Raw genomic sequence first — 19,090 nt, forward strand, 5'->3', positions numbered from 1 at the left:
CCTTTAAACATGCTCCCGCCATGCACGGACGATCTCCTCCGCAATATCGCTGACCGCGCGGCCCGTCGTGTCCACTCGCAAATCGGCGAAGCGATAAAAGTCGCGTCGGGCTTTGTAAATAGCGTGCACCCGTGCAGACAGATCACCACGGAGCAAGGGGCGCTCCTCTTCAGAACGTCGCAGGCGCTCAATGATTTCATCAGGATCAGCGTCTAGATGAACAACATAAGCCCATTGGGTCAAGAGCTGGCGATTTTGCTCGCGTAAGATAATCCCTCCACCTGTCGTCAACAGGAGCCTTTGTTCTTCCAAACAGGTGCGTAGCATCGCCGTTTCTTCCTCTCGAAACCGCTCTTCCCCATAACGGGCAAAAAATTCGGCAACGGAACATCCCCATTTAGCCACCAATTCCTGATCCGTGTCTCTCCACGTCATGTCAAGCAGCTCTGAAACCGCCCGTCCAACCGTGGTCTTCCCCGTCCCCATCATCCCGATCAGTGCCAAATGCCGTTTGTTGTGTTGCATGGTTGCCTCCGTTTTTTATTAACCATGTTACCCAATCCATTTGATAATCGCCAGCGTCTTTTGATCCAGCAAAACGGCAATGGTTTGCCGCACTCCCTGTTCGCCGTGACCGGTCGCCACCACCCGTAAGGTGCCGTCTTCTTTTTCTTCGATCTGAACGACCACCATCACGCCACCCACATTGAGTAGCGTCTCCGGCTGGCGCTTTCCCAATGACCGCTCCTGTTGGACTTTGGCAACCCCTGTTTCGGTCGCGTATTTGACTCTCATCCGCTCTTCGTACAGCCTTGTTGCCTTATCCGCACGCACAGCCATGGTGGCCACAAGGGCTGCAAAGGTGAACAGCAGAGTGGTCACAGCTGTCACTGCCGGCAACGCCATGCCACGTTCATCGGTCTGCCGCATGGTGAACGCCCATCCTTCCCGCAATGAAGATCTTTATATCCAAATCTGCCAGCCAATTCTGCAATCCCATATCCAATCGAACACCCCGCCGCTCTGGGTGAAATCCCATATAATACACATGCCGAAGCACGACCGTCGCCCCTGAAAACCGGTTCGCACCAGCCTCTTTGACTCGCCTGATCACTTGCCGATTGCTTGTCTGGTACCGAACAGCCTTCCCATCGGGATGGATCAGCTCCAGCACTCCGCCTTCCATGGTGACAATATGTATCGCTTGGGCAATGTCTCGCTCGACCAAGGGCCGGAAAGCCATGTACTCGAGTTGTAATTCCTGTTGCCCGACAAACGTCTTCAGGTTGGTTTCAAACGCATGGGCGATGAAGAACAGGGCCGGCAACAACAGCAGCAAAAGCATGAAGGCGATCATAAGTTCCACATAGGTGAAGCCAGCGTCATCACTGCGTTTCGACAAACCGGTGCGTAACCCAGCGTTTTTTATGGATTTTCCCGCCACGATCCTTTCCTTTCACCTCCACCCACACTTCATACAGACGTGGTTCAATCTCAACCGCCCGCCAATAAACGTGGTAGGGGCCGCTTCCCTCTGTCCGACCAGGGAGCCTTTCCGCACCCGAACCCGCTAATCCCGTGTCGCTCGCCAGACTTTCCATTCTATCTTCCAAGATGCGAACCATCTCCATATCCATTTGTTGTTCATGAAGTTGCAGATTCAATTCTCGGCACAAGGGAACAGCAAAAGCAGTCAAAACCCCAAACACCAAAAAAGCCATTATCGTCTCAACTAAGGTGAAACCACGTTCCCGCCCATTCATGGCCCCAACTCCACCTTTGGATGACCCGAAGCCACATGGACCACGACTTTGCCAATCGGTTCCCCTTGGCGCTTTAACCAGATCGTCCCCCCACGCACTTGTCCAGTTTCACGAAAAATGATCTGATTCCTCGGATAATTGCTGGTCACAACATATTTGTCCGGAATGAGCAACATTCTTTGACGTTTAGTACCTTGGCTAACTGTGATTCGTTTACGAGCGTTATCAAGAATTACCGTCACTTCCCTCTCCCTGCTCTCGGCTTCCGTCTGCGCTAAAGACAGCTCACTGGCCAACGCCCCAAGAAAAAATTGCCGTTCTGTCCGTTCCCCCATGGTTGCGAAAGCGGGATAAACGATAGAAAACATCCATCCTAACACGATGATAACCATCACCAACTCAATCAGCGTCCATCCCCGTTCCCCGGTCTTCATTTGGCGCATACCACCCTCTGCTCCGCCGTAATGTTCAAAGAGCGTCGTATCAGATATTCGCCACCAAATGGACATTTTGGAGCAGAACGCAAGTATCCGCGGCGCACCAACTCCTTCACATCATTTGGATATTCTCCATACTCCAGATAATAATTATCGGCTTGGGCGGCGATCATCTGCCGGTTGGCCCGATCCGCCTGCCGTTTAGCCTTCTCCCCTGCCACCAGCAAGTTGGGAGACGCAATGGTCAAAATCACGCCGATGATGAACACGACAATCAGCATCTCCATCAAAGTAAAGCCCCTCTCACCAAAAAAGCTTCTACCTTTCATCCTTCCACCTCCTTTAAATCGCCCGCACCAGGTGTAATAATGGCAAAAACATCGCGATGATGATCACGGCGATAAACAAGCCGATGATAAAAATGAACAATGGCTCAGCACTGCGGGTGAACCGCTCCAACCGGTTTTTAATGACCATCCCCGTACCATGGGACAAGTGGAGCAGGATTTGGTCGAGCTTCCCACTTTCCTCACCCAATGCCACCATTTTCACAAGCGACGGTAAAAACAAACCGCGACCGCTTTTGCTAATCGCTTCCGACAATGAGGCACCGCCCATCACACTGTCCACGATGGCGTTGAGTACCCGATCGAGCACCGGCCACGGTGTCATCTTGCGCAAAGCCTGAAGTGCATCAAGCAACGGAACCCCCGCCTTTAAAAGCGAACCCAATTGAATGGCAAAAAAATGAGTCAGCCGATGTTTCAACATGCTTCCCACCAGTGGCAAGCAAAACAAACCTCTAGCCAGCCACGCTCGAATCGGCCTGGGAGCAATGCGTGCCACCACACAAGCAGTCAATCCGCCCCCGACCCACACCGTTGCCTTCGGCATCCAAGCCCCTGCGGAAGCATACACGGTAAACAGCCAAGCGGTCAGTCCCGGAAGTGGCACGTCCATCATCTGGTACAGTTCGGTAAATCGGGGCAACACGACCCCCAACAGGAACAATAAGGCCAAACTAGCAATCGCCAGCACCAATAGCGGATAGATGAGCGACTTGCCGAGCTCGCGGGTCCAGTAGGCTCTCGTCTCATAGTAAGACTCGCATTGTTTAAAACCATGTGCGTAATCCCCGTGTTCCTCGGCCGCCCGGATGAATGAGATGAAAAGAGCAGGGAAAGCCAACTTTTCCAAAGCATTGGACAAGCTAAATCCCTGATTCAACAGATGGACCAGCCGCTTGTAAAACCGTTTGGAGATCAACCGTTGTTCCTTAAGCACATCCAAGCTGGTCAACAACGGGATCCCACTGTCCAGCAAATGGGCCATCTGCTGGCTGTATAACATGTACTGTTCAGCACTCCATTTGTTCTTTCTCCACACCTTCGATCACCCGCATCCATTCTTCATAAGTAGTCCGATTCTGATCTACCAACACTTTTACCGCTTCTTTGAGCCCCCTCACCCCACGTTCCCGCAAAAGAGCTCGCATGTCGGCCAACGAGGCCCTCTTGGCAATCAGCTGTTCCAGATCCTCATCCATTCCCACCACTTCAAATGCACCCGTTCGCCCATGATATCCCGTGTGTTGGCAGACAGGACACCGCTCGCCACCGCATTGGTCACAAACCAGGCGCACCAACCGTTGCGCGATCACCCCCGACAACGAAGCGGCGACACGGTACGGTGCGATGCCCATGTCAACCAGGCGAGTGACTGCCCGAATGGCATCAGATGTGTGTAGTGAAGAGAGCACCAAATGACCTGATAGCGCCGCACCTATCGCAATATTGGCCGTTTCTTCATCCCGGATCTCCCCGATCATGATGATGTCAGGGTCTTGGCGCAATACCGACCGCAACCCCCGGGCAAAGGTCAAACCTGCTTTTGGGCGGATTTGGACTTGATTAACTCCGTGTAGCTTCAATTCAATGGGGTCCTCCAAGGTGACAATATTGGCCTCTGTCCGGTTTAATGCTTGAATCATGGCGTACAAGGTAGTCGTTTTGCCTGATCCGGTTGGCCCAGACACAATGACGAGTCCGCTTCCCCGCCGCAAGAGAAGCTCCGTTCTTTCCCGTTCTGCGGGTTGCATCCCCAAATCATCCAGCTGATAGGCTTGTTGCTCGTTTTTGAGCAATCGTAACACCACTTTTTCGCCATGGGCCGTCGGTAAAGTAGACACACGGACATCTAGGCAAACATCCTTTTCCTCCCATCGCATGGCTCCATCCTGGGGCATCCGTTTCTCACCGATGTCCAAGTGGCTGGTGATTTTAATATGGGAGATAAGGGCATTGGCAAATGCTTTGGCTATCTGATCCGTCTCAAGCAAAAATCCATCAATGCGTTGTCGAATCCGCACATGCGTTGCCTGTGGCTCAATATGAATGTCACTCGCCCGCTGTTGGCTTGCTTTAGTCAATAACTGATTGATGAAGTGCATGACATCGTGTTTCTTCCCCACCATCCCATCTCTCCATTTCATCCAAGCAAATTTGGAGTCGATTTGACATTTTCTACCTTAATATGAAAAATCCTGCCTTTTTTCACCAACAACAGAACGTCTATTCGATTCATTTCAAAAAATAAAAATAAAAAAATTTCATGGATGGTGCATGACATGAGTCCCATCGGCATACAATAATGATGCCGGCGATGGGGAATAGCCAAGTGGTAAGGCAACGGACTTTGACTCCGTGATGCGTAGGTTCGAATCCTACTTCCCCAGCCAAAAAAAGTGGTTGACCCAGATGGGACAACCACTTTTTTCATTCAACCTGACCATATAAAGAATGGCTCCCCAAATGGAAGCCATTCTTCACAGACTATGCCGTTTTTTGTTTGCCCATGTTTTTTTTGAGCGTATACCCGATCAAAACGACCAAAACCGCCAACACGATCGGAATCCCGATGCTCCAGCCTTCCTGTCCTTCCAGCAATGTTTTGGAAATATACGGGTCTTCGACAATCAAACTACCAGCTGTATAACCCAGTATGGCCGATCCGACATACATCAACCATGGAATGCGATTCATCACCTTTGCCACCAATCCGCTGCCCCACATGATGATGGGAATGCTAAGAGCCAGTCCAAACAGAACCAAGAATACGTTCCCATGGGCGCTGGCAGCGACGGCAACCACATTGTCAAGACTCATCACTACATCGGCAATGATAATCGTTTTGATAGCTGAAACCAAGGTGGTACCCACTGATACATGAGGGCCTTCATCTTCTTCCAGCAAGAGCTTGAGGGCAATCCACAACAGCAACAACCCGCCCATAGTCATCAACAACGGGATTTCCAACAGATATGTGGCGACGGCGGTCAAGGTTGCTCGCAACAGAATCGCCGCCCCCGCCCCAAAGAGAATCGCTTTCTTCCGTTGCTGTTCCGGCAGATTCCGCGCAGCCATGCCGATGACTACCGCATTGTCGCCACTTAAAATAAGGTCCAAGATAATGATGTTGAAAAAACCAACCCAAAATTTCAAATCCATAAACCCAATCGCTTCCATTGTTCAGCCCCTCATCTAGCAGTAATCTGCAAATCCATCCACCCCGAATCCTCATCCCCCAACCCAGGACGAAACAAGGATGCACACAAATGAACGATTCACACCGGCAGGTTCGGCACTTGCCCCGGTCAAAGGGGCGCCGGGAGGCTTGTCACCCTATCCTTATGATAAAACGGGTCGCGCGATGACAGGAAGGCGTACAACCATAAGTAGCCTGCTTCCCTTCCCGGCACGTTAGCCTGCGATCGTTCAGAAATAAGAGAGTTCCTCATCCGGCTGTTCTGGAACTAAATCAATCACTTCGACGCCATCAACCGCTTCTTGGATCAACCGCTCCAAGTCCAACTTCGCTTCTTGCGCACGAGCCACTTCTTTATCTGGCTTGGTTTTGGGCGCTTTGGGCAAGAAGACGGTACAACAATCTTCATAAGGCAAAATCGATGTTTCATAAGTGCCGATGCGCTTGGCGATATTCATGATCTCATGTTTGTCCATTCCGATCACCGGGCGCAAAATCGGCATACGGGTTACATCATTAATTGCATTCATGCTCTCAAGTGTCTGACTGGCCACTTGGCCCAAGCTCTCCCCAGTTACCAGCGCCAACGCCCCATTGCGCTTAGCCACCTCTTCGGATATCCGCAACATAATGCGCCGCATGACGGTGATCGAGTACGACTCAAAACAGTGTTTGTTAATTTCTGTTTGGATTTCGGTAAAAGGCACCACATGTAACTTAATGCGGCCACCGTAACGCGTAAGCGTCTGCGCCAAATCAATCACTTTTTGTTTGGCCCGTTCGCTGGTAAACGGATAACTGTGAAAATGGATCGCATGCAATTCAGCACCGCGTTTCAGCGCCAAGTAGCCTGCGACAGGGCTGTCAATCCCTCCGGATAAGAGCAACATTACGCGCCCGCTCACACCGACAGGCAAGCCTCCCGGCCCGTTGATGTCATTGCCGTAAACGTAAGAATATTTCCCACGTACTTCGACATGAACGGTCAACTCCGGATTGTGCACATCTACTTTGAGCTGAGGAAACATCCCCAACAGATAGCCACCCAACCGATGATTCATCTCTTGTGAACCGAGGGGGAACGTTTTATTGGCCCGTTTGCTGTTCACTTTGAACGTGCGGACGGCATCACGTTGTGACTCAACCAACTCCCGCACCGCACCTTTAATTTCTTCCCAATCAGAGGCGACACGAATCGCCGGGCTGATGCCTACCAAGCCAAACACTTGAGACACTTCTTCCAAAATAGGCTCGACAGCTTGTTCCCCGAACTCAATAAAAATGCGCCCATGGGTTTTGTTCACTTGAACGCCTGGAAACCTTCTCACTTTGTCACGGATATTTTTTACCAGACGGTCTTCAAATTCCGCTTTGTTCTTGCCTTTTAAGGCCAGTTCACCATATCGCACCAAAATGCAGTTTCTTTTCATCTCTTACGCACCTTTATCACTTGTTGTAATGATGGAATCACCTTTAGCAAGGCTTCCGCCGCATGGCGCACCTCTTTCTCCGTCGTCATCAAGCCCATGCTGATGCGTATGGAGCCCACCGCCGCTTCATCCTCCAACCCAATCGCTTTGAGCACCCGACTGGGAACCTCTTTTTTGGATGAACACGCTGATTTGCTGGAAACGAATACCCCCTCTTGCTCCAATGCATGCACGATGACCTCTGATTTCAGTCCGGGGAAAGAGAGACTCAATATGTAGGGAGCCCCACCGTTACCGGTCAGATCACCATTGACGCGGACCTCCTTGATTTCAGCGGTTATGCGCTGAATCAGCCACTCCTTCCATGCACGGCACCTTTCCATAAAGGCATCCCTTTGTTTGCCTGCGAGCGCAGTCGCTTTTGCCAAACCGACGATACCGGGTAGATTTTGCGTGCCCGATCGCAAGGCTTGCTCTTGTCCACCGCCGGCAATAAGGGGCGTCAATTGTAGATTTTTTCGCTTATATAAACAGCCGATTCCTTTCGGCCCGTGAAATTTATGCCCTGACACCGATAATAGATCAATCCCCCATTGTTCGGGATGAATGGGAAGCTTGGCAAACGATTGGACAGCATCCACATGAAACAAAACTTTGGGATAACGTCTCAACCGTTTCCCAATCTCACTGATTGGCTGAACGGTTCCGATTTCATTGTTGACGTGCATGACTGAGACAAGCACAGTGTCTTCTGTTATGGATTGTTCCACCAATTCAGGGCTGACGCGGCCCAAATGGTCAACAGGGAGCATGCTGATCCGCCATCCCCGCTGTTCCAACTGTTTGCATGTATCATAGACTGAAGGGTGCTCCAACTCGGTGGTGATGATGTGCTTGCCCCGGTGCTGATACGCTTCGGCCACTCCCTTGATTGCCATATTATTTGCTTCGGTTCCGCCCGAGGTGAAAATGATTTCCTGCGGACTGGCAGCGAGCTCTTGAGCAATGATTTTACGGGCTTGCTCCATCAGCCGTTCCGCTTTGACCCCCAACCCGTGCAGAGAAGACGGATTCCCGTACACATTGGCCATCACATCTGCCATCACCTTGATCACGTCGGCGTCTGTTTGCGTCGTCGCACTGTTGTCCAAATAGATCATCGCACAACCCTCCTTTCATTCTCCTCACTTCTATAACTTCACCATTCTAACATAAAACAAAACACCTGACATGACGGTCAGGTGTGAGCTTCTTGACAAATCAGTATCATGCTGACAGTTCCCTTCCCACTAGAGCGTGTCTGATGAATATGCCAGCAGCTCCAAAACTATTTTCTCATTCGCTTCACGCGTTGCCAGACACACCCTAGCATACCTTCCTTACCTTCCGGCAGTCTTCTCTCCCCCGCTTCGAACACTTGATGCGCGCACGATCAGTTCAGAAGGGAGCAGAATCTCTTTTTTCATCCCCGCCTTGGCCGGTTTTTCCAACGTGTCGATCAACAGCTCCATCGCCTCAATCCCCAATTCGTATGCCAATATTCTGACGCTGGTCATCGGGGGGCTTACAAACGAAAGGAGCGGCGAGTCATTGAAACCAACCACACCCAATTGTTCAGGTACCCGGTAATGGCTTGTCTCAGCGTATTTGAACGCGCCCAGTGCCAACAAATCGTCCGCCGCCAGCACAGCGTCAAAGGCAATCCCTCTCTCTTTTGCTTCCAAAAGCGCCCGGTACCCACCTTCGATCGAAAACTCCGCTTCAAGCGCATAGGCTTCATCATATGCGCGTTGCCATTCGTAACATGCTTGCTTGTAACCGGCCAAGCGATCTTGCGTCACCACAAGGCGGCGGTCTCCACCAAGAAACAAGACCCGTTCATAGCCTTGTTCAAACAGGTGGATGGTCGCCGTTCGTGCCGCTTGTACATTGTCATTATTGACCGACAGCACGGGCTTTTCCGCACTTCGTCCGATGAGCACAAACGGAATCTGTTCTTCTGCCAAGGCATCAATCAAGCGGTCTTTCATCCGGGAGGTGGATACAATTAACCCGTCGACACGCCGCTCTTTGATTAAGCGCATACATTTTTCCCGCTCCTCTTCCGCGGATGGATTAATCGACAGCAATATATTGTAGTCACGCGCTTGGGCAACCGTAGACATCCCTCTCATCACTTCTGAAAAAAAAGGGTTGGCAAAAGCTTCATCGGCTTGCCTGGCAACTGTAAAACCGATGGTACGCGTATGGCTTCTGGCCAGACTTCTAGCAATAGCGTTGGGAACATAATTCAATTCCTCCATCGCCTGTTGCACACGCAGCTTCGTTTGAAGGCTGATCCGGTTGCTTCCCGCGATCACACGGGAAACGGTTGAAGGGGAAACAGCCGCCCGTCTTGCAACATCTTTGATTGTAACCATAAAAGCGCTCCTTCACCCATCATTGTTCACCTTCATTATACTCCAGTTGCCGCACATTTTCTGGTTAAACAGCGCTAAACCAGCTTGCAAACGATCGAAAAAGGTTTTACCGTGGACATCCAAACTGTTGCCCGATCTCAAAGTACAGGTGCCAATGTTTTTGGCACCCTGGATTAAACGATCGGCCACACGACGGACAAGCCCCTGCGGCTGAAAGATAATCCCGTATGGACAGCTCTTGTTTGCAACTGCCACAAAAGACCGCTTTTTGATCCCACTCCTCCGGTTTCCAGGTTCTGACCAAATGGGTTTCCGCCTCTTGATGGCATTTGATGCAAGGATAATAACGACCGCAACACGCAAAACGAATCGCGATGATATCCCGCTCGCTACGATAGTGGACGCATCGGGTTTCTTCGTCGACAACAGCTCCGTGAATAATCACCTCGCCCACTGGACCATCTCCCTTCTGAAAACGAAAATGGGCCAGCCCAAAAGAGGGCAGCCCATGTCCAAGTTATAGTCCGCGAACCACCCCAAATAAGGAGCAACCCATCACGGTTAGGGGTAGCGTCACAGATGGCAAGAATCCATGCCACGCTTTTGCAGATAGCGCTGATGGTATTCTTCAGCCCGCCAAAAAGTCGTAGCCGGTTCCACTTGGGTGACGATCGGGTTTTTAAAGCGACCCGAGCGATCCAACGCTTGCTTAGATTCCTCCGCAAGTTTCTTTTGCGTTTCATCATGATAAAAAATGACGGAACGGTACTGAGTGCCCACATCGGGGCCTTGACGGTTGAGAGTGGTTGGGTTGTGGTTGTTCCAGAACACATCCAGCAGATCTGCATACGTGATTTGTTCCGGATCAAACTCGACTTGTACCACTTCTGCGTGTCCTGTTTTATCTGTGCACACTTCTTCGTATGTGGGGTTTTCTTTCGTCCCACCCATATAACCGACGGCGGTGTTCAAAACGCCCGGCAGTTTGCGGAACGTCTCTTCTACTCCCCAGAAACATCCTGCACCAAATGTCGCCAATGCCATATCCATACCCTCCACTCATTTTCTTCCATCGTGAAGCAAGGTTAATTCTCCGGTTTCCGGATGGATCACCAATCCGTGCACAAGCACATCTTTGGGCAACAGAGGATGGTTTTGGATCATTTTAACACTTTCCATCACGCCTGTCTCCACATCTTTGTACCCGCGCAACCATGTGCCTACATCCACCCCATCTTCGCTCAAGCGGGTAAGATCAGCGTCCGTGATGCCGCGTTCGTTCAATTCCTCCAACACCGTTTCCGCTGTCAAGCCGACCATACCGCAATCATGATGGCCGACAACCATGATCTCCTGAGCCTCTAACTTCGTGACAGCCACCAACACGCTACGCATGATGCTACCATATGGCTGACAAATCAGCGCACCGGCTGTTTTCAACACTTTGGCATCCCCGTTTTTGAGGTTGAGCGCCCGAGGAAGCAATTCCACCAATCGCGTGTCCATGCAAGTGACGACCAACAGCTTCTTGAGGGGATATCGGTTTGCTTTATATGGATCATAAGCTTTATTCTCCACAAATTCGCGATTATGTTGCAAGATGTTTTCCAATTGGCTCATCAGAATCCCCCCAGTTCATTGCCAAAAATCCTTCATATTCATCCATGCGCAGCTCGGGTATACTGTTAAAAAACACGCATCAAAGGAGTTCGATTCGTTGCATGAATTCGACGAAACGCATGTTGCTCTATAACATTTTTGGCTGGTTTTTTCTCATTCTCGGCGTGCTTGGATTATTCCTTCCGTTTTTACAGGGCATCCTCTTCCTTCTGATCGGGCTTTATCTTTTGTCAAAAAGCTCCCCTTGGGCCAAGCGGTGGCTGGAACGCTTGAAATCGCGTTACCCCAAGCTGTCGGCCACATTCGACTCTTGGATTCATCGAGTGGAAGGTTGGATCATTCCTCCCAACAAGAGAAAACGCAATTGGGGTGCAAATTCCCCCGACCAAGAATGAAAGCTGTTGCCATCCCCTTTCCCACTTCACGCACGAAAAACACTGACACATCCCATCCTGCAAAATTCGCAGAGTAGGCGCCGATTCAGTAATAAGCGCCTACACTTGTTCCGTAGCACTAAAGGCAACTTCCCATCACAGGGAAGTTTTTATTTTTTGACGCGACACACGCCCAAACCGTCCCCGATGGTCAGAATAATGGATTCCAACCGCGGATCTTCGGCTAGTTGTCGGTTGAACCGACGAATCGTCACTGGAGAAGGCCCTTGGTAGGATTCGTCGAAAATCCGGCCGTTTTGGAAAAGATTATCGGCAGCAATCACCGCGCCGGGCGAAGCCAATGCAATCGCTTGTTCCAGGTAGTGCGGATAGTTGGGCTTATCAGCATCGAGAAAGAAGAAATCAAATTTCTCTTGACTTTCCACCAGCTTAGCCAAACTCTCTGTGGCATCACCCACCATAATCGTGACGCGATCTGCCAGCCCGGCTTTGGCCACATTCTCCCGCGCGAATGCCGCATGCTCCTCCTTCAATTCCAACGAAATCACTTGCCCGTCCGCAGGCAGTGCACGCGCCAGCCAGATCGTACTGTATCCGCCCAGCGCTCCAATTTCCAGCACACGTTTGGCTCCCGATAAACCGGCCAACAGATATAGGGTTTTGCCCACTTCCGGCGGCACCGATATTTGCGGCATACCCCGCTCATCCAAACCAGGCGCGATGCTTTTCAACACTTCATCCTCTTGGGCGAATAGCGAGCGAACATATTCTTGTTCCCGCAAGAAACTTCTCCCCTTTATTGTAATTGGTGATCCTACAAATTAATTTTAGCGTTAAATAAAAAGAAAAGATACCTTTGCAGGTATCTCTTTAAAAATGTGGAGCGGATGACGGGAATCGAACCCGCGCTGCTAGCTTGGGAAGCTAGAGTTCTACCATTGAACTACATCCGCATATTAATATGTTCGCTGACATTTAATATTTTAACAGAGAACCAATCTGTTGGCAAGCACAAAAAGCCCCCAAAGCGGGAGCTTTTTGGGGTGCTTAAAATATCAGCCGAAATGGCAAAACGATCAAGGAAACAATCACCGCGATGATGCCGACCGCAACCGCCCAGATTCCCCAACTGCTCCCACGGCGTGCCGCAATCGCACCGATGATAATTCCCGCCGGCGCGAGAAGGAACGGCAACATAAAAAAGGAGAGCACTGCCAAAATAAGCGCGGTAATTCCCAGTCCCACCCCGCTGTTCTCCGTATCCGCACCTTCCCTCTCATTGTGTTCCTTGTTGTTGGTACGAATGGGAATGCCCGCAGGAGTTGGTGAAAACTCCGCCGCCACTTCCTCATCATGATCCAATTTGGACACGCGTCTTTCTTCGTCTGTATGTTGATTTGGTCTGTCAGCCATCTTACCCCTCCTTTCTCGCTATCCTGCAGTTAGTATGCTCCTTTTTCCTATGGCTCTACCTGTTAATAAACCCCATTTGAAAAAGTAAAAAGCCCGCGGGAATACTTCGCGGACTTTTTATTTTCCAGGGGAACCCTGAACAGGCTTATTTGCAAATGGTTTTTCGATTGCTCACGGCGTCTGCCACCTAGCACAGGTAAACAGGTATCCAGCGATCCGAGTTGGCGCATAAGTGGTATAAAGTGAGCGCCCCCGACGCATAGGAAGCAGCTGGGAATCCGTCTTTATTCCCACACATATTAATCGTTACCATCATTCACCTTGTCGGCTTGCGTATAATCTGACGGGCCTACCGGATGTCGAAGGATGCCGGTGATCCCACGTTGCTCCACTACCGCATTGGTATAGAAATACAATGGCGTCAATGGTGCTTCCTCGATCAGGATTTTTTCCGCTTCATGGAGCAACCGGTCTCGCTCTTTGATATCTGCCGTATTGGCCACTTCCTTCAACAGCTCGTCGTATTTAGCATTGCTCCAATTGGTTCGATTCATGGAATGTCCCGTTTGGAAGCTTTCCAGATAGTTGTACACATCGTTATAATCCGCCAAAAAACTGGACAAGGACATCTTGTAATTTTGTGACCGCTCATCGGCAAAGAACACTTTTCGCTCTTTGGCCTGCAACCGGATGTTCACACCCAAGCCTTTGCGGATCATCTCTTGGACAGCTTCCGCCACTTTCTTATTCTTCTCATTAGAATTGCTGTACAGCAAAGTAACTTCCGGCAAATTGTCCCAACCTTCTTCTTTCATCCCTTCGGCCAACAGCTGCTTCGCTTCGGCGGTCTGATTATCCTGGATCAAATTGCCACCGATTTGGCGAAAATCGTTAGGCGCCGATGGATGCACATAGCCGTAAGCGGGTTGCTCTCCCCCGGCGATAATCTGTTGAGCAATGGTTTTACGGTCAATGGCAAGGGCAAATGCTTTACGCACTTTTTGATTGGTAAACGGCTCTTTTTCCACATTGAACCGGAAAAAAGCGAGTCCGTTCCCATCAGATGGTTTTAGCTTTCCACTCTCCATCAGGGAAGGAACCAAGTCGGCTGGAACCTGCGACTTTGACACGACGTCCAACTTACCCGTTTTAAACATCGTGTAGGCGGTCTTGTTATCGTTGATGACAGAGTAATGGAGGGTAGTCAGCTTCACCTTGTCTTTGTTATGATATTTTTCATTTTTTTCCGCCTTCAGTTCAGCGTCGTGCTTCCATTCGGCCAATTTGAAGGCGCCATTGCTCACATATGTTTTCGCTTCGGCATGCCAATTTGCATTTTGTGTGTCCACTTTCCGGTTAACCGGTGAAAAAGCAGGGTATGACACCAATTCCAAAAAAGACGGAGTGGGTTGTTTCAATTTTACCTCTAGCGTCATGTCATCAACCGCTTTCACGGCAACCTGGTCTTCCGTACCTTTGCCTGTGTTATACTCCTCCGCCCCTTCGATGAAGTAAAACAAAAAAGCGGTCTGGTAAGCTCGTTTCGGGTTGAGCGCACGTTTCCAAGCGTACTCAAAGTCATGGGCTGTCAATGGATCGCCATTGGACCAATAAGTTTTTTTTAACTTGAAGGTGTAAGAAAGGCCATCTGCGCTCAACTCCGCTTTGTCCGCCACAGCTGGTTGCGGCTTGTGCGCCTTGTCCAAGCGCATCAACCCTTCAAACAAATTGTGTGTCACGTCCAAAGTATCAGAGTCGAACGCATCAGCCGGATCAAGCGAAGTTGGTTCACCGCTCAAAATTAATTGCAATGTCTTGTCGTCCGCCGTGCCTTGGCCGGCCCCAGAGGTGCAACCGGAAAGACATCCGCTTGCCACTAAAAGGATAAGCAACGATATAAATCCAATCCGTTTCACATCGATTCCCCCTTTTCCCTCGCCAATCCCTTCACTTTTCGCAATAAATGACGTAATAAACACATTATATTATATAAATAGAATAAACTGAATATTTTTGCGAAAAAAGAAGTGCGCAGGCGCACCCCTCATGCCACCTTCAATGCAACCGCTCATCCTTGGCCAACTGCCGATCCAGCATGGCATAGATGATGCTGATCGCCTGTACATTCCATCCCATATCAACAAAACGAGCCCGCAAAGCCGCATGCACATCTACCGCCAGTCGCATCGGCGACACCTCAATCACAGTGACCACCAAATCATGCTTCAATCCCAACCCATTGGCATATTCCAGCATCACCTCACCTCTGGTACTATCAACATGAATCAGCCGAAAGCGAGATGCTTGAGCAGGAATCTGTTTGAGCGCGGCCACGGCGTTTGACAAACGGTCACGGTAATACCTTGTTCGCAACGCGTTCTCCTTGGCATCGTCACTGGTTTCCACCACGCCGCTGAAAAAACGCTGAAGTTTGGACAAATCGCCATCCCCCTTTTATCTGAGCACCAATGATTCGAGATGTTCCAACCGGTTAAGGATGTTTTTAATCACTTCGTCATATTCCCCGCCGCTATTACCAACGGCCGCATGTGGCGCGGTGTTACCTGTGCGCCGGCCGGCGGCACTTTTGGCCTTTTTAAGCTGTTCCTTCAAATATTCGTTTTCCTGCAATACATCTTCATAGCTTTTTATGATTAAATCCAAAAATTCATTCACTTCCTCGATATCGTACCCTCTTATGGCATGCTTGAAATCTTTATTAAAGATCTCCATCGGAGTGATTCTTTTCATCTACAACACGCTCCCCTTTGCATTCCATTTACATTCATTATATAAAAACATTTTCGATGAAACATCTTCTTTGTATGAAGATTCAGATGCGTTGATGAATATATCCCATCTTATTTTATAGAATAACCAAGATTCCGTTTCTAAGGAAGAGTGAAATTTATTAAAAGTTCATTTTTCCTTTTGGAATGACACGGTTCCAGCCCATTTTCTTATAATGACTCCCTACAAAACCCATTACACCAATGCGTCCCCTTTCATCATGCCCTGATCGAATCAATCCGGCTTCCGCCACGGCCGCTCAACCCTGCTGTTTCAACCAACGGCCAAATGACAAAACACCCAGTGATTTTTATAGAAACAATAAAAGGGCGGTTGAAATTCTCCCGCCCCCAAATCCATTATCTGGCTTCCGGAAAAGTCCGCCGAATCATATCCATCAAGTTTTTGAAAAAACCTTGCACTGGGCGACCTTGTCGCAAATCCTGGGCATAGTTGTTCATCTGCTTGACAAAATCAGGGTTTTGCGACACATACACGCGGCGGATGCTAGGATCAACAGCACGCACCCGAGCGGAAATTTGTCGGTTTAGGTCTTGGGATATTTTCCCGTCCCCAACTCTTTTTTTCAGCATCACTCCAAGGTAAGCGGTTCGGCCCATGATAATCGCCGAGGCGGAGTTCACTTGAGGCATGCGGGCCACTTCGTACGCCACATTGTCTGCCAACCGAACCCCCCGCGCCATGTTGTCATCCAAGGTGTCATAGCGGTTTCTGGCGACATTGGGATACTCCGGACGATTGATTTGTCTGTAAGTCCTGTCGGTTACTCTCGTTGTCCGCATGCCCTGATCTTGCCGTTTTTCCACCGCTTCTTTGTTATTGGTAGCACATCCGGTCAATGTCGCTACCAACAGCCCAGCGGCTACTGCGCCCGTCATCCATTTTCTACTGTTCACACGATCTGCCTCCCTTGGTTCAACTGGTTCCGCTCAGGGTTAGTATGGGTTGCGCCCCGGCGATTATGTGTCTAATCGCCAGTAGAGAATCAGGAAACTAAGGAGGTTATTGGCAAAAAAAACGGGAAAGCCCATTTGCTTTCCCGTATCAATCATCACTGCCATTTTGCAAAAGCAAAAGCACAATATATCGTAACAACTCCATCAAAGCGACCAACGCTCCGGCAACATAGGTGAATGCAGCTGAACCCAACACCCGGTTGACTCCCCGCTCTTCCTCCACACCGTTGATAAACCCTTGCCGCGCCATGATTTGTTTGGCTCTGGCGCTGGCGTTAAATTCCACAGGCAGAGTCACCAAGTGGAAAAGAACCACTGTGGAAAAGAAAATAAGACCCAACACCAGAAGGCCGGCCATACGAAAAGCAACGCCAGCAAACAGCAGGAAGGGCGCCGCTCCGGATGTAAAGTTCAGTACCGGAACCATGCGGTGGCGAAATACCAATGCCCCGTAGGACTCTTTATGTTGCAAGGCATGGCCGCACTCATGCGCCGCCACTGAAATAGCCGCGATCGAGTTTGAATAATAGACATCTTCGGACAAGCGGACAGCAGGCGCGGTCGGGTCATAATGGTCCGACAAACGTCCTGGCACCACTTGAACAGGTACATGGTGTAATCCATTGTCATCAAGAATGCGCCGGGCAACTTCAGCCCCGGTCATTCCCGATCTGGCTGCGACCCGCGACCAGCGGTTGAAATTACTTTTCACTCTCCACTGAGCCCATAGGGTCAACGCCAAACCGACAACAAATGTGAAACCAAACAATGCATTGATCATCTCTGTCCTTCCCCCCTATCATAACCTTACCCCGTTTCATCTAAAAACATGACAGCGATTTGATAGAAATCAATAATTTGTAAAAATATAGGTTTGTTTTTCCAATTCCAAAACAGAATAAATAGCACCCGGGCTTCTAAGCCATAGGTGCCATGAAGTGATATGCATTTCAAAAAGACAGTGCATCCGTCTGGGTGCGCATACCCACATTGACCACAAATCCAATCGCCAGCATTTGCGTCAACAACGAACTGCCCCCATAGCTAATCAAGGGAAGAGGGATTCCCGTGATTGGCATCAAGCCGATCGTCATTCCGATATTTTGGTAGATTTGAAACACAAACATCCCCATGACTCCCGCCACAATATAGGTTCCAAATAGGTGATCCGAACGCAAGGCGACAACCAACATGCGGTATATCAATAGCAGATAGGCGCAAATGAGAATGCTGGCGCCGATAAAGCCGAATTCCTCTGCATAGACAGCGAAAATAAAGTCATTGTGCGGTTCTGGTATCCAATTACCTTGCGCCTGCGTCCCTTGATGGAAGCCCTTGCCATGTAACATACCGGAGCCAATCGCGATCTTTGCCTGTGTTGATTGGTAGCCCGCTCCCGACGGGTCAGATGCCGGATCGATGAAAATTTGAATCCGTTTGACCTGGTGCGGCTGAAGAATGACGTGCAACAGCGGAGAGTCTGTAACATATAGAAGAAGAACGCTGCCCGCGATTGAACCAATGACCAAAAGCCCGCTCACAAACCATTTCCAATCGAGTCCGCTCACCAGCAACATGCTAAGCAGAATACCGAAGAGGATGAGTGACGTCCCCAAGTCAGGCTGTGCTAAAATAATGAGAAACGGCACCCCAAACAACAAGCAAATGCGCCCAAGAGAAGACAGGTCGGACCAAGGGTGACCCTTTTTCTCCGCCAACACTTTGGCTAAAATCAAAATCAGGATCAGCTTCATCATTTCCGAAGGTTGAAACTGAAAACCACCGATGCGAAACCACAGCTGGGCACCGTTCACCTCGACCCCCAAACCGGGCACCATCACCAACAAGTTCAGCAACACGCTGAAACCAAACAAAATGTACAGAAATCTCCCTTGTGACAAAATTTTATAATCCAACAGGAGAAAAATAGACATACATAGAAAACCCACTACATACCATACAATCTGCTTATTTACATAAGTGGGGTCGGTGTAAGTTGCGCTCGATATGGCAACAATGCTGATAGTTGCCAATACCAATACCATCATGATAATAAATGGATCAATGTTAAGAATTAAGAACCTCTTTTTCTGGACTGTTCTCATGATCCCTTGCCCCTTTTTTGCAATCAGAGTCTGACCATCACCTGTGACACTTCCTGACGACAGCGCACGGTACTACGCCGATTCGCCCCGTGCGCGGCTTTGCAGGTACAACTCCTGCGCCCGCGGACACGCTTGTCTTCAGTCCCGCCACAACTAATCACAGCTTAACAAACGAACATGCGCTGGTAAACCTATTT

The 19,090-nt window shown here is 49.8% G+C and carries 25 protein-coding genes and 2 tRNA genes; 3 read left to right on the top strand and 24 right to left on the bottom strand.

Going from position 1 to position 19,090, the window contains the following annotated elements; genetic code table 11:
- Window positions 1-3: 3 nt before the first annotated feature.
- From EDC32_RS11805 to EDC32_RS11840, 8 genes are read right to left on the bottom strand one after another with little or no spacing between them, the layout of a single operon-like run.
- Window positions 4-525, bottom strand: a complete 522-nt coding sequence (locus EDC32_RS11805; RefSeq protein WP_132222434.1) for a shikimate kinase — start codon at window positions 523-525, stop codon at window positions 4-6.
- A gap of 27 nt (window positions 526-552) precedes the next feature.
- On the bottom strand, window positions 553-930 hold the full coding sequence (locus EDC32_RS11810; RefSeq protein ID WP_132222435.1) for a hypothetical protein: 378 nt from the start codon (window positions 928-930) through the stop codon (window positions 553-555).
- The gene (locus tag EDC32_RS11815) at window positions 914-1,402 is read right to left on the bottom strand and encodes a hypothetical protein (RefSeq protein WP_132222436.1); all 489 of its coding nucleotides are present in this window, start codon (window positions 1,400-1,402) and stop codon (window positions 914-916) included. Before EDC32_RS11815 ends, EDC32_RS11810 begins: the two co-directional genes overlap by 17 nt.
- Window positions 1,386-1,763: a type II secretion system protein gene (locus EDC32_RS11820; RefSeq protein ID WP_132222437.1), complete on the bottom strand. Its 378-nt coding sequence runs from the start codon at window positions 1,761-1,763 to the stop codon at window positions 1,386-1,388. Before EDC32_RS11820 ends, EDC32_RS11815 begins: the two co-directional genes overlap by 17 nt.
- Window positions 1,760-2,197 carry a prepilin-type N-terminal cleavage/methylation domain-containing protein gene (locus EDC32_RS11825; protein WP_132222438.1) on the bottom strand — a complete coding sequence of 146 codons (438 nt, stop codon included), beginning with the start codon at window positions 2,195-2,197 and terminating at the stop codon, window positions 1,760-1,762. The genes EDC32_RS11820 and EDC32_RS11825 overlap by 4 nt, the downstream gene beginning before the upstream one ends.
- Entirely contained in the window at window positions 2,194-2,529 is a 336-nt protein-coding gene (locus EDC32_RS11830) for a competence type IV pilus major pilin ComGC (RefSeq protein ID WP_132222439.1), read from the bottom strand. The genes EDC32_RS11825 and EDC32_RS11830 overlap by 4 nt, the downstream gene beginning before the upstream one ends.
- A 13-nt stretch (window positions 2,530-2,542) precedes the next feature.
- Entirely contained in the window at window positions 2,543-3,586 is a 1,044-nt protein-coding gene (locus tag EDC32_RS11835) for a type II secretion system F family protein (protein ID WP_132222440.1), read from the bottom strand.
- Window positions 3,558-4,673 (bottom strand): GspE/PulE family protein, encoded by a 1,116-nt coding sequence (locus EDC32_RS11840; RefSeq protein ID WP_158283355.1) that lies wholly within the window; start codon window positions 4,671-4,673, stop codon window positions 3,558-3,560. Before EDC32_RS11840 ends, EDC32_RS11835 begins: the two co-directional genes overlap by 29 nt.
- Before the next feature lie 189 nt (window positions 4,674-4,862).
- On the opposite strand from EDC32_RS11840, the gene EDC32_RS11845 reads away from it, so the two are divergent.
- Window positions 4,863-4,937 (top strand) — tRNA-Gln (locus EDC32_RS11845).
- A 94-nt stretch (window positions 4,938-5,031) separates the two neighbouring features.
- On the opposite strand, the gene EDC32_RS11850 is transcribed toward EDC32_RS11845, so the two are convergent.
- On the bottom strand, window positions 5,032-5,724 hold the full coding sequence (locus EDC32_RS11850) for a TerC family protein (protein WP_246026937.1): 693 nt from the start codon (window positions 5,722-5,724) through the stop codon (window positions 5,032-5,034).
- A 79-nt stretch (window positions 5,725-5,803) separates the two neighbouring features.
- Here EDC32_RS11850 and EDC32_RS16545 point away from each other — a divergent pair, with 79 nt between their 5' ends.
- Window positions 5,804-5,962 (top strand): hypothetical protein, encoded by a 159-nt coding sequence (locus EDC32_RS16545; RefSeq protein WP_211341928.1) that lies wholly within the window; start codon window positions 5,804-5,806, stop codon window positions 5,960-5,962.
- Between the two features lie 11 nt (window positions 5,963-5,973).
- On the opposite strand, the gene thiI is transcribed toward EDC32_RS16545, so the two are convergent.
- The 6 genes from thiI to EDC32_RS11880 form a co-directional block, all read right to left on the bottom strand.
- A complete protein-coding gene (gene thiI / locus EDC32_RS11855) occupies window positions 5,974-7,173 on the bottom strand; it encodes a tRNA uracil 4-sulfurtransferase ThiI (RefSeq protein WP_132222443.1) in 1,200 nt (399 codons plus the stop codon).
- Window positions 7,170-8,333 (bottom strand): cysteine desulfurase family protein, encoded by a 1,164-nt coding sequence (locus EDC32_RS11860; protein WP_132222445.1) that lies wholly within the window; start codon window positions 8,331-8,333, stop codon window positions 7,170-7,172. Before EDC32_RS11860 ends, thiI begins: the two co-directional genes overlap by 4 nt.
- A 219-nt stretch (window positions 8,334-8,552) precedes the next feature.
- Entirely contained in the window at window positions 8,553-9,593 is a 1,041-nt protein-coding gene (locus EDC32_RS11865) for a LacI family DNA-binding transcriptional regulator (RefSeq protein WP_132222447.1), read from the bottom strand.
- 106 nt (window positions 9,594-9,699) lie between these two features.
- On the bottom strand, window positions 9,700-10,047 hold the full coding sequence (locus EDC32_RS11870) for a CHY zinc finger protein (RefSeq protein ID WP_375163151.1): 348 nt from the start codon (window positions 10,045-10,047) through the stop codon (window positions 9,700-9,702).
- Between the two features lie 119 nt (window positions 10,048-10,166).
- Window positions 10,167-10,637: a peptide-methionine (S)-S-oxide reductase MsrA gene (gene msrA / locus EDC32_RS11875; protein ID WP_022736600.1), complete on the bottom strand. Its 471-nt coding sequence runs from the start codon at window positions 10,635-10,637 to the stop codon at window positions 10,167-10,169.
- Between the two features lie 15 nt (window positions 10,638-10,652).
- Window positions 10,653-11,213 carry a beta-class carbonic anhydrase gene (locus tag EDC32_RS11880; RefSeq protein ID WP_132222449.1) on the bottom strand — a complete coding sequence of 187 codons (561 nt, stop codon included), beginning with the start codon at window positions 11,211-11,213 and terminating at the stop codon, window positions 10,653-10,655.
- A gap of 101 nt (window positions 11,214-11,314) precedes the next feature.
- Between EDC32_RS11880 and EDC32_RS16400 the strand changes: the two genes are divergently transcribed.
- Window positions 11,315-11,608 (top strand): PGPGW domain-containing protein, encoded by a 294-nt coding sequence (locus EDC32_RS16400; protein WP_158283356.1) that lies wholly within the window; start codon window positions 11,315-11,317, stop codon window positions 11,606-11,608.
- A gap of 149 nt (window positions 11,609-11,757) precedes the next feature.
- On the opposite strand, the gene EDC32_RS11890 is transcribed toward EDC32_RS16400, so the two are convergent.
- From EDC32_RS11890 to rodA, 9 genes are all read right to left on the bottom strand, one after another.
- A complete protein-coding gene (locus tag EDC32_RS11890; protein WP_246026938.1) occupies window positions 11,758-12,390 on the bottom strand; it encodes an O-methyltransferase in 633 nt (210 codons plus the stop codon).
- Window positions 12,391-12,487: 97 nt separating this feature from the next.
- Window positions 12,488-12,561: transfer RNA gene (locus EDC32_RS11895), tRNA-Gly, on the bottom strand.
- Between the two features lie 94 nt (window positions 12,562-12,655).
- Window positions 12,656-13,021 (bottom strand): hypothetical protein, encoded by a 366-nt coding sequence (locus EDC32_RS11900; protein ID WP_132222453.1) that lies wholly within the window; start codon window positions 13,019-13,021, stop codon window positions 12,656-12,658.
- A 299-nt stretch (window positions 13,022-13,320) separates the two neighbouring features.
- Complete coding sequence (locus EDC32_RS11905) at window positions 13,321-14,937, bottom strand: peptide ABC transporter substrate-binding protein (protein ID WP_132222455.1); 1,617 nt, start codon at window positions 14,935-14,937, stop codon at window positions 13,321-13,323.
- Between the two features lie 139 nt (window positions 14,938-15,076).
- Window positions 15,077-15,460, bottom strand: a complete 384-nt coding sequence (locus EDC32_RS11910; protein ID WP_132222457.1) for a hypothetical protein — start codon at window positions 15,458-15,460, stop codon at window positions 15,077-15,079.
- Window positions 15,461-15,475: 15 nt separating this feature from the next.
- Window positions 15,476-15,772, bottom strand: coding sequence for a DivIVA domain-containing protein (locus EDC32_RS11915; protein ID WP_132222459.1), 297 nt, complete (start codon window positions 15,770-15,772; stop codon window positions 15,476-15,478).
- Window positions 15,773-16,170: 398 nt separating this feature from the next.
- Window positions 16,171-16,728: a YhcN/YlaJ family sporulation lipoprotein gene (locus tag EDC32_RS11920; protein ID WP_132222461.1), complete on the bottom strand. Its 558-nt coding sequence runs from the start codon at window positions 16,726-16,728 to the stop codon at window positions 16,171-16,173.
- Window positions 16,729-16,876: 148 nt separating this feature from the next.
- Entirely contained in the window at window positions 16,877-17,569 is a 693-nt protein-coding gene (locus EDC32_RS11925) for a zinc metallopeptidase (RefSeq protein ID WP_132222463.1), read from the bottom strand.
- A 169-nt stretch (window positions 17,570-17,738) separates the two neighbouring features.
- Complete coding sequence (gene rodA, locus EDC32_RS11930) at window positions 17,739-18,893, bottom strand: rod shape-determining protein RodA (protein ID WP_132222465.1); 1,155 nt, start codon at window positions 18,891-18,893, stop codon at window positions 17,739-17,741.
- Window positions 18,894-19,090 lie beyond the last annotated feature (197 nt).

The sequence above is a fragment of the Laceyella sacchari genome, from assembly GCF_004343255.1.
Taxonomy (GTDB): domain Bacteria; phylum Bacillota; class Bacilli; order Thermoactinomycetales; family Thermoactinomycetaceae; genus Laceyella; species Laceyella sacchari.

Excerpts from the sequence above, each read along its gene's own strand:
- EDC32_RS11850 (WP_246026937.1), bottom strand. The coding sequence starts at position 5,724 with ATGGAAGCGATTGGGTTTATGGATTTGAAATTTTGGGTTGGTTTTTTC.
- EDC32_RS11915 (WP_132222459.1), bottom strand. The coding sequence starts at position 15,772 with ATGAAAAGAATCACTCCGATGGAGATCTTTAATAAAGATTTCAAGCAT.
- EDC32_RS11925 (WP_132222463.1), bottom strand. The coding sequence starts at position 17,569 with ATGATCAATGCATTGTTTGGTTTCACATTTGTTGTCGGTTTGGCGTTG.
- EDC32_RS11825 (WP_132222438.1), bottom strand. The coding sequence starts at position 2,197 with ATGAAGACCGGGGAACGGGGATGGACGCTGATTGAGTTGGTGATGGTT.
- msrA (WP_022736600.1), bottom strand. The coding sequence starts at position 10,637 with ATGGCATTGGCGACATTTGGTGCAGGATGTTTCTGGGGAGTAGAAGAG.
- EDC32_RS11900 (WP_132222453.1), bottom strand. The coding sequence starts at position 13,021 with ATGGCTGACAGACCAAATCAACATACAGACGAAGAAAGACGCGTGTCC.
- EDC32_RS16400 (WP_158283356.1), top strand. The coding sequence starts at position 11,315 with ATGAATTCGACGAAACGCATGTTGCTCTATAACATTTTTGGCTGGTTT.
- EDC32_RS11820 (WP_132222437.1), bottom strand. The coding sequence starts at position 1,763 with ATGAATGGGCGGGAACGTGGTTTCACCTTAGTTGAGACGATAATGGCT.
- EDC32_RS11865 (WP_132222447.1), bottom strand. The coding sequence starts at position 9,593 with ATGGTTACAATCAAAGATGTTGCAAGACGGGCGGCTGTTTCCCCTTCA.
- EDC32_RS11830 (WP_132222439.1), bottom strand. The coding sequence starts at position 2,529 with ATGAAAGGTAGAAGCTTTTTTGGTGAGAGGGGCTTTACTTTGATGGAG.
- EDC32_RS11810 (WP_132222435.1), bottom strand. The coding sequence starts at position 930 with ATGCGGCAGACCGATGAACGTGGCATGGCGTTGCCGGCAGTGACAGCT.
- EDC32_RS11805 (WP_132222434.1), bottom strand. The coding sequence starts at position 525 with ATGCAACACAACAAACGGCATTTGGCACTGATCGGGATGATGGGGACG.
- thiI (WP_132222443.1), bottom strand. The coding sequence starts at position 7,173 with ATGAAAAGAAACTGCATTTTGGTGCGATATGGTGAACTGGCCTTAAAA.
- EDC32_RS11880 (WP_132222449.1), bottom strand. The coding sequence starts at position 11,213 with ATGAGCCAATTGGAAAACATCTTGCAACATAATCGCGAATTTGTGGAG.
- EDC32_RS11840 (WP_158283355.1), bottom strand. The coding sequence starts at position 4,673 with ATGGTGGGGAAGAAACACGATGTCATGCACTTCATCAATCAGTTATTG.
- EDC32_RS11860 (WP_132222445.1), bottom strand. The coding sequence starts at position 8,333 with ATGATCTATTTGGACAACAGTGCGACGACGCAAACAGACGCCGACGTG.
- EDC32_RS16545 (WP_211341928.1), top strand. The coding sequence starts at position 5,804 with ATGCACACAAATGAACGATTCACACCGGCAGGTTCGGCACTTGCCCCG.
- rodA (WP_132222465.1), bottom strand. The coding sequence starts at position 18,893 with ATGAGAACAGTCCAGAAAAAGAGGTTCTTAATTCTTAACATTGATCCA.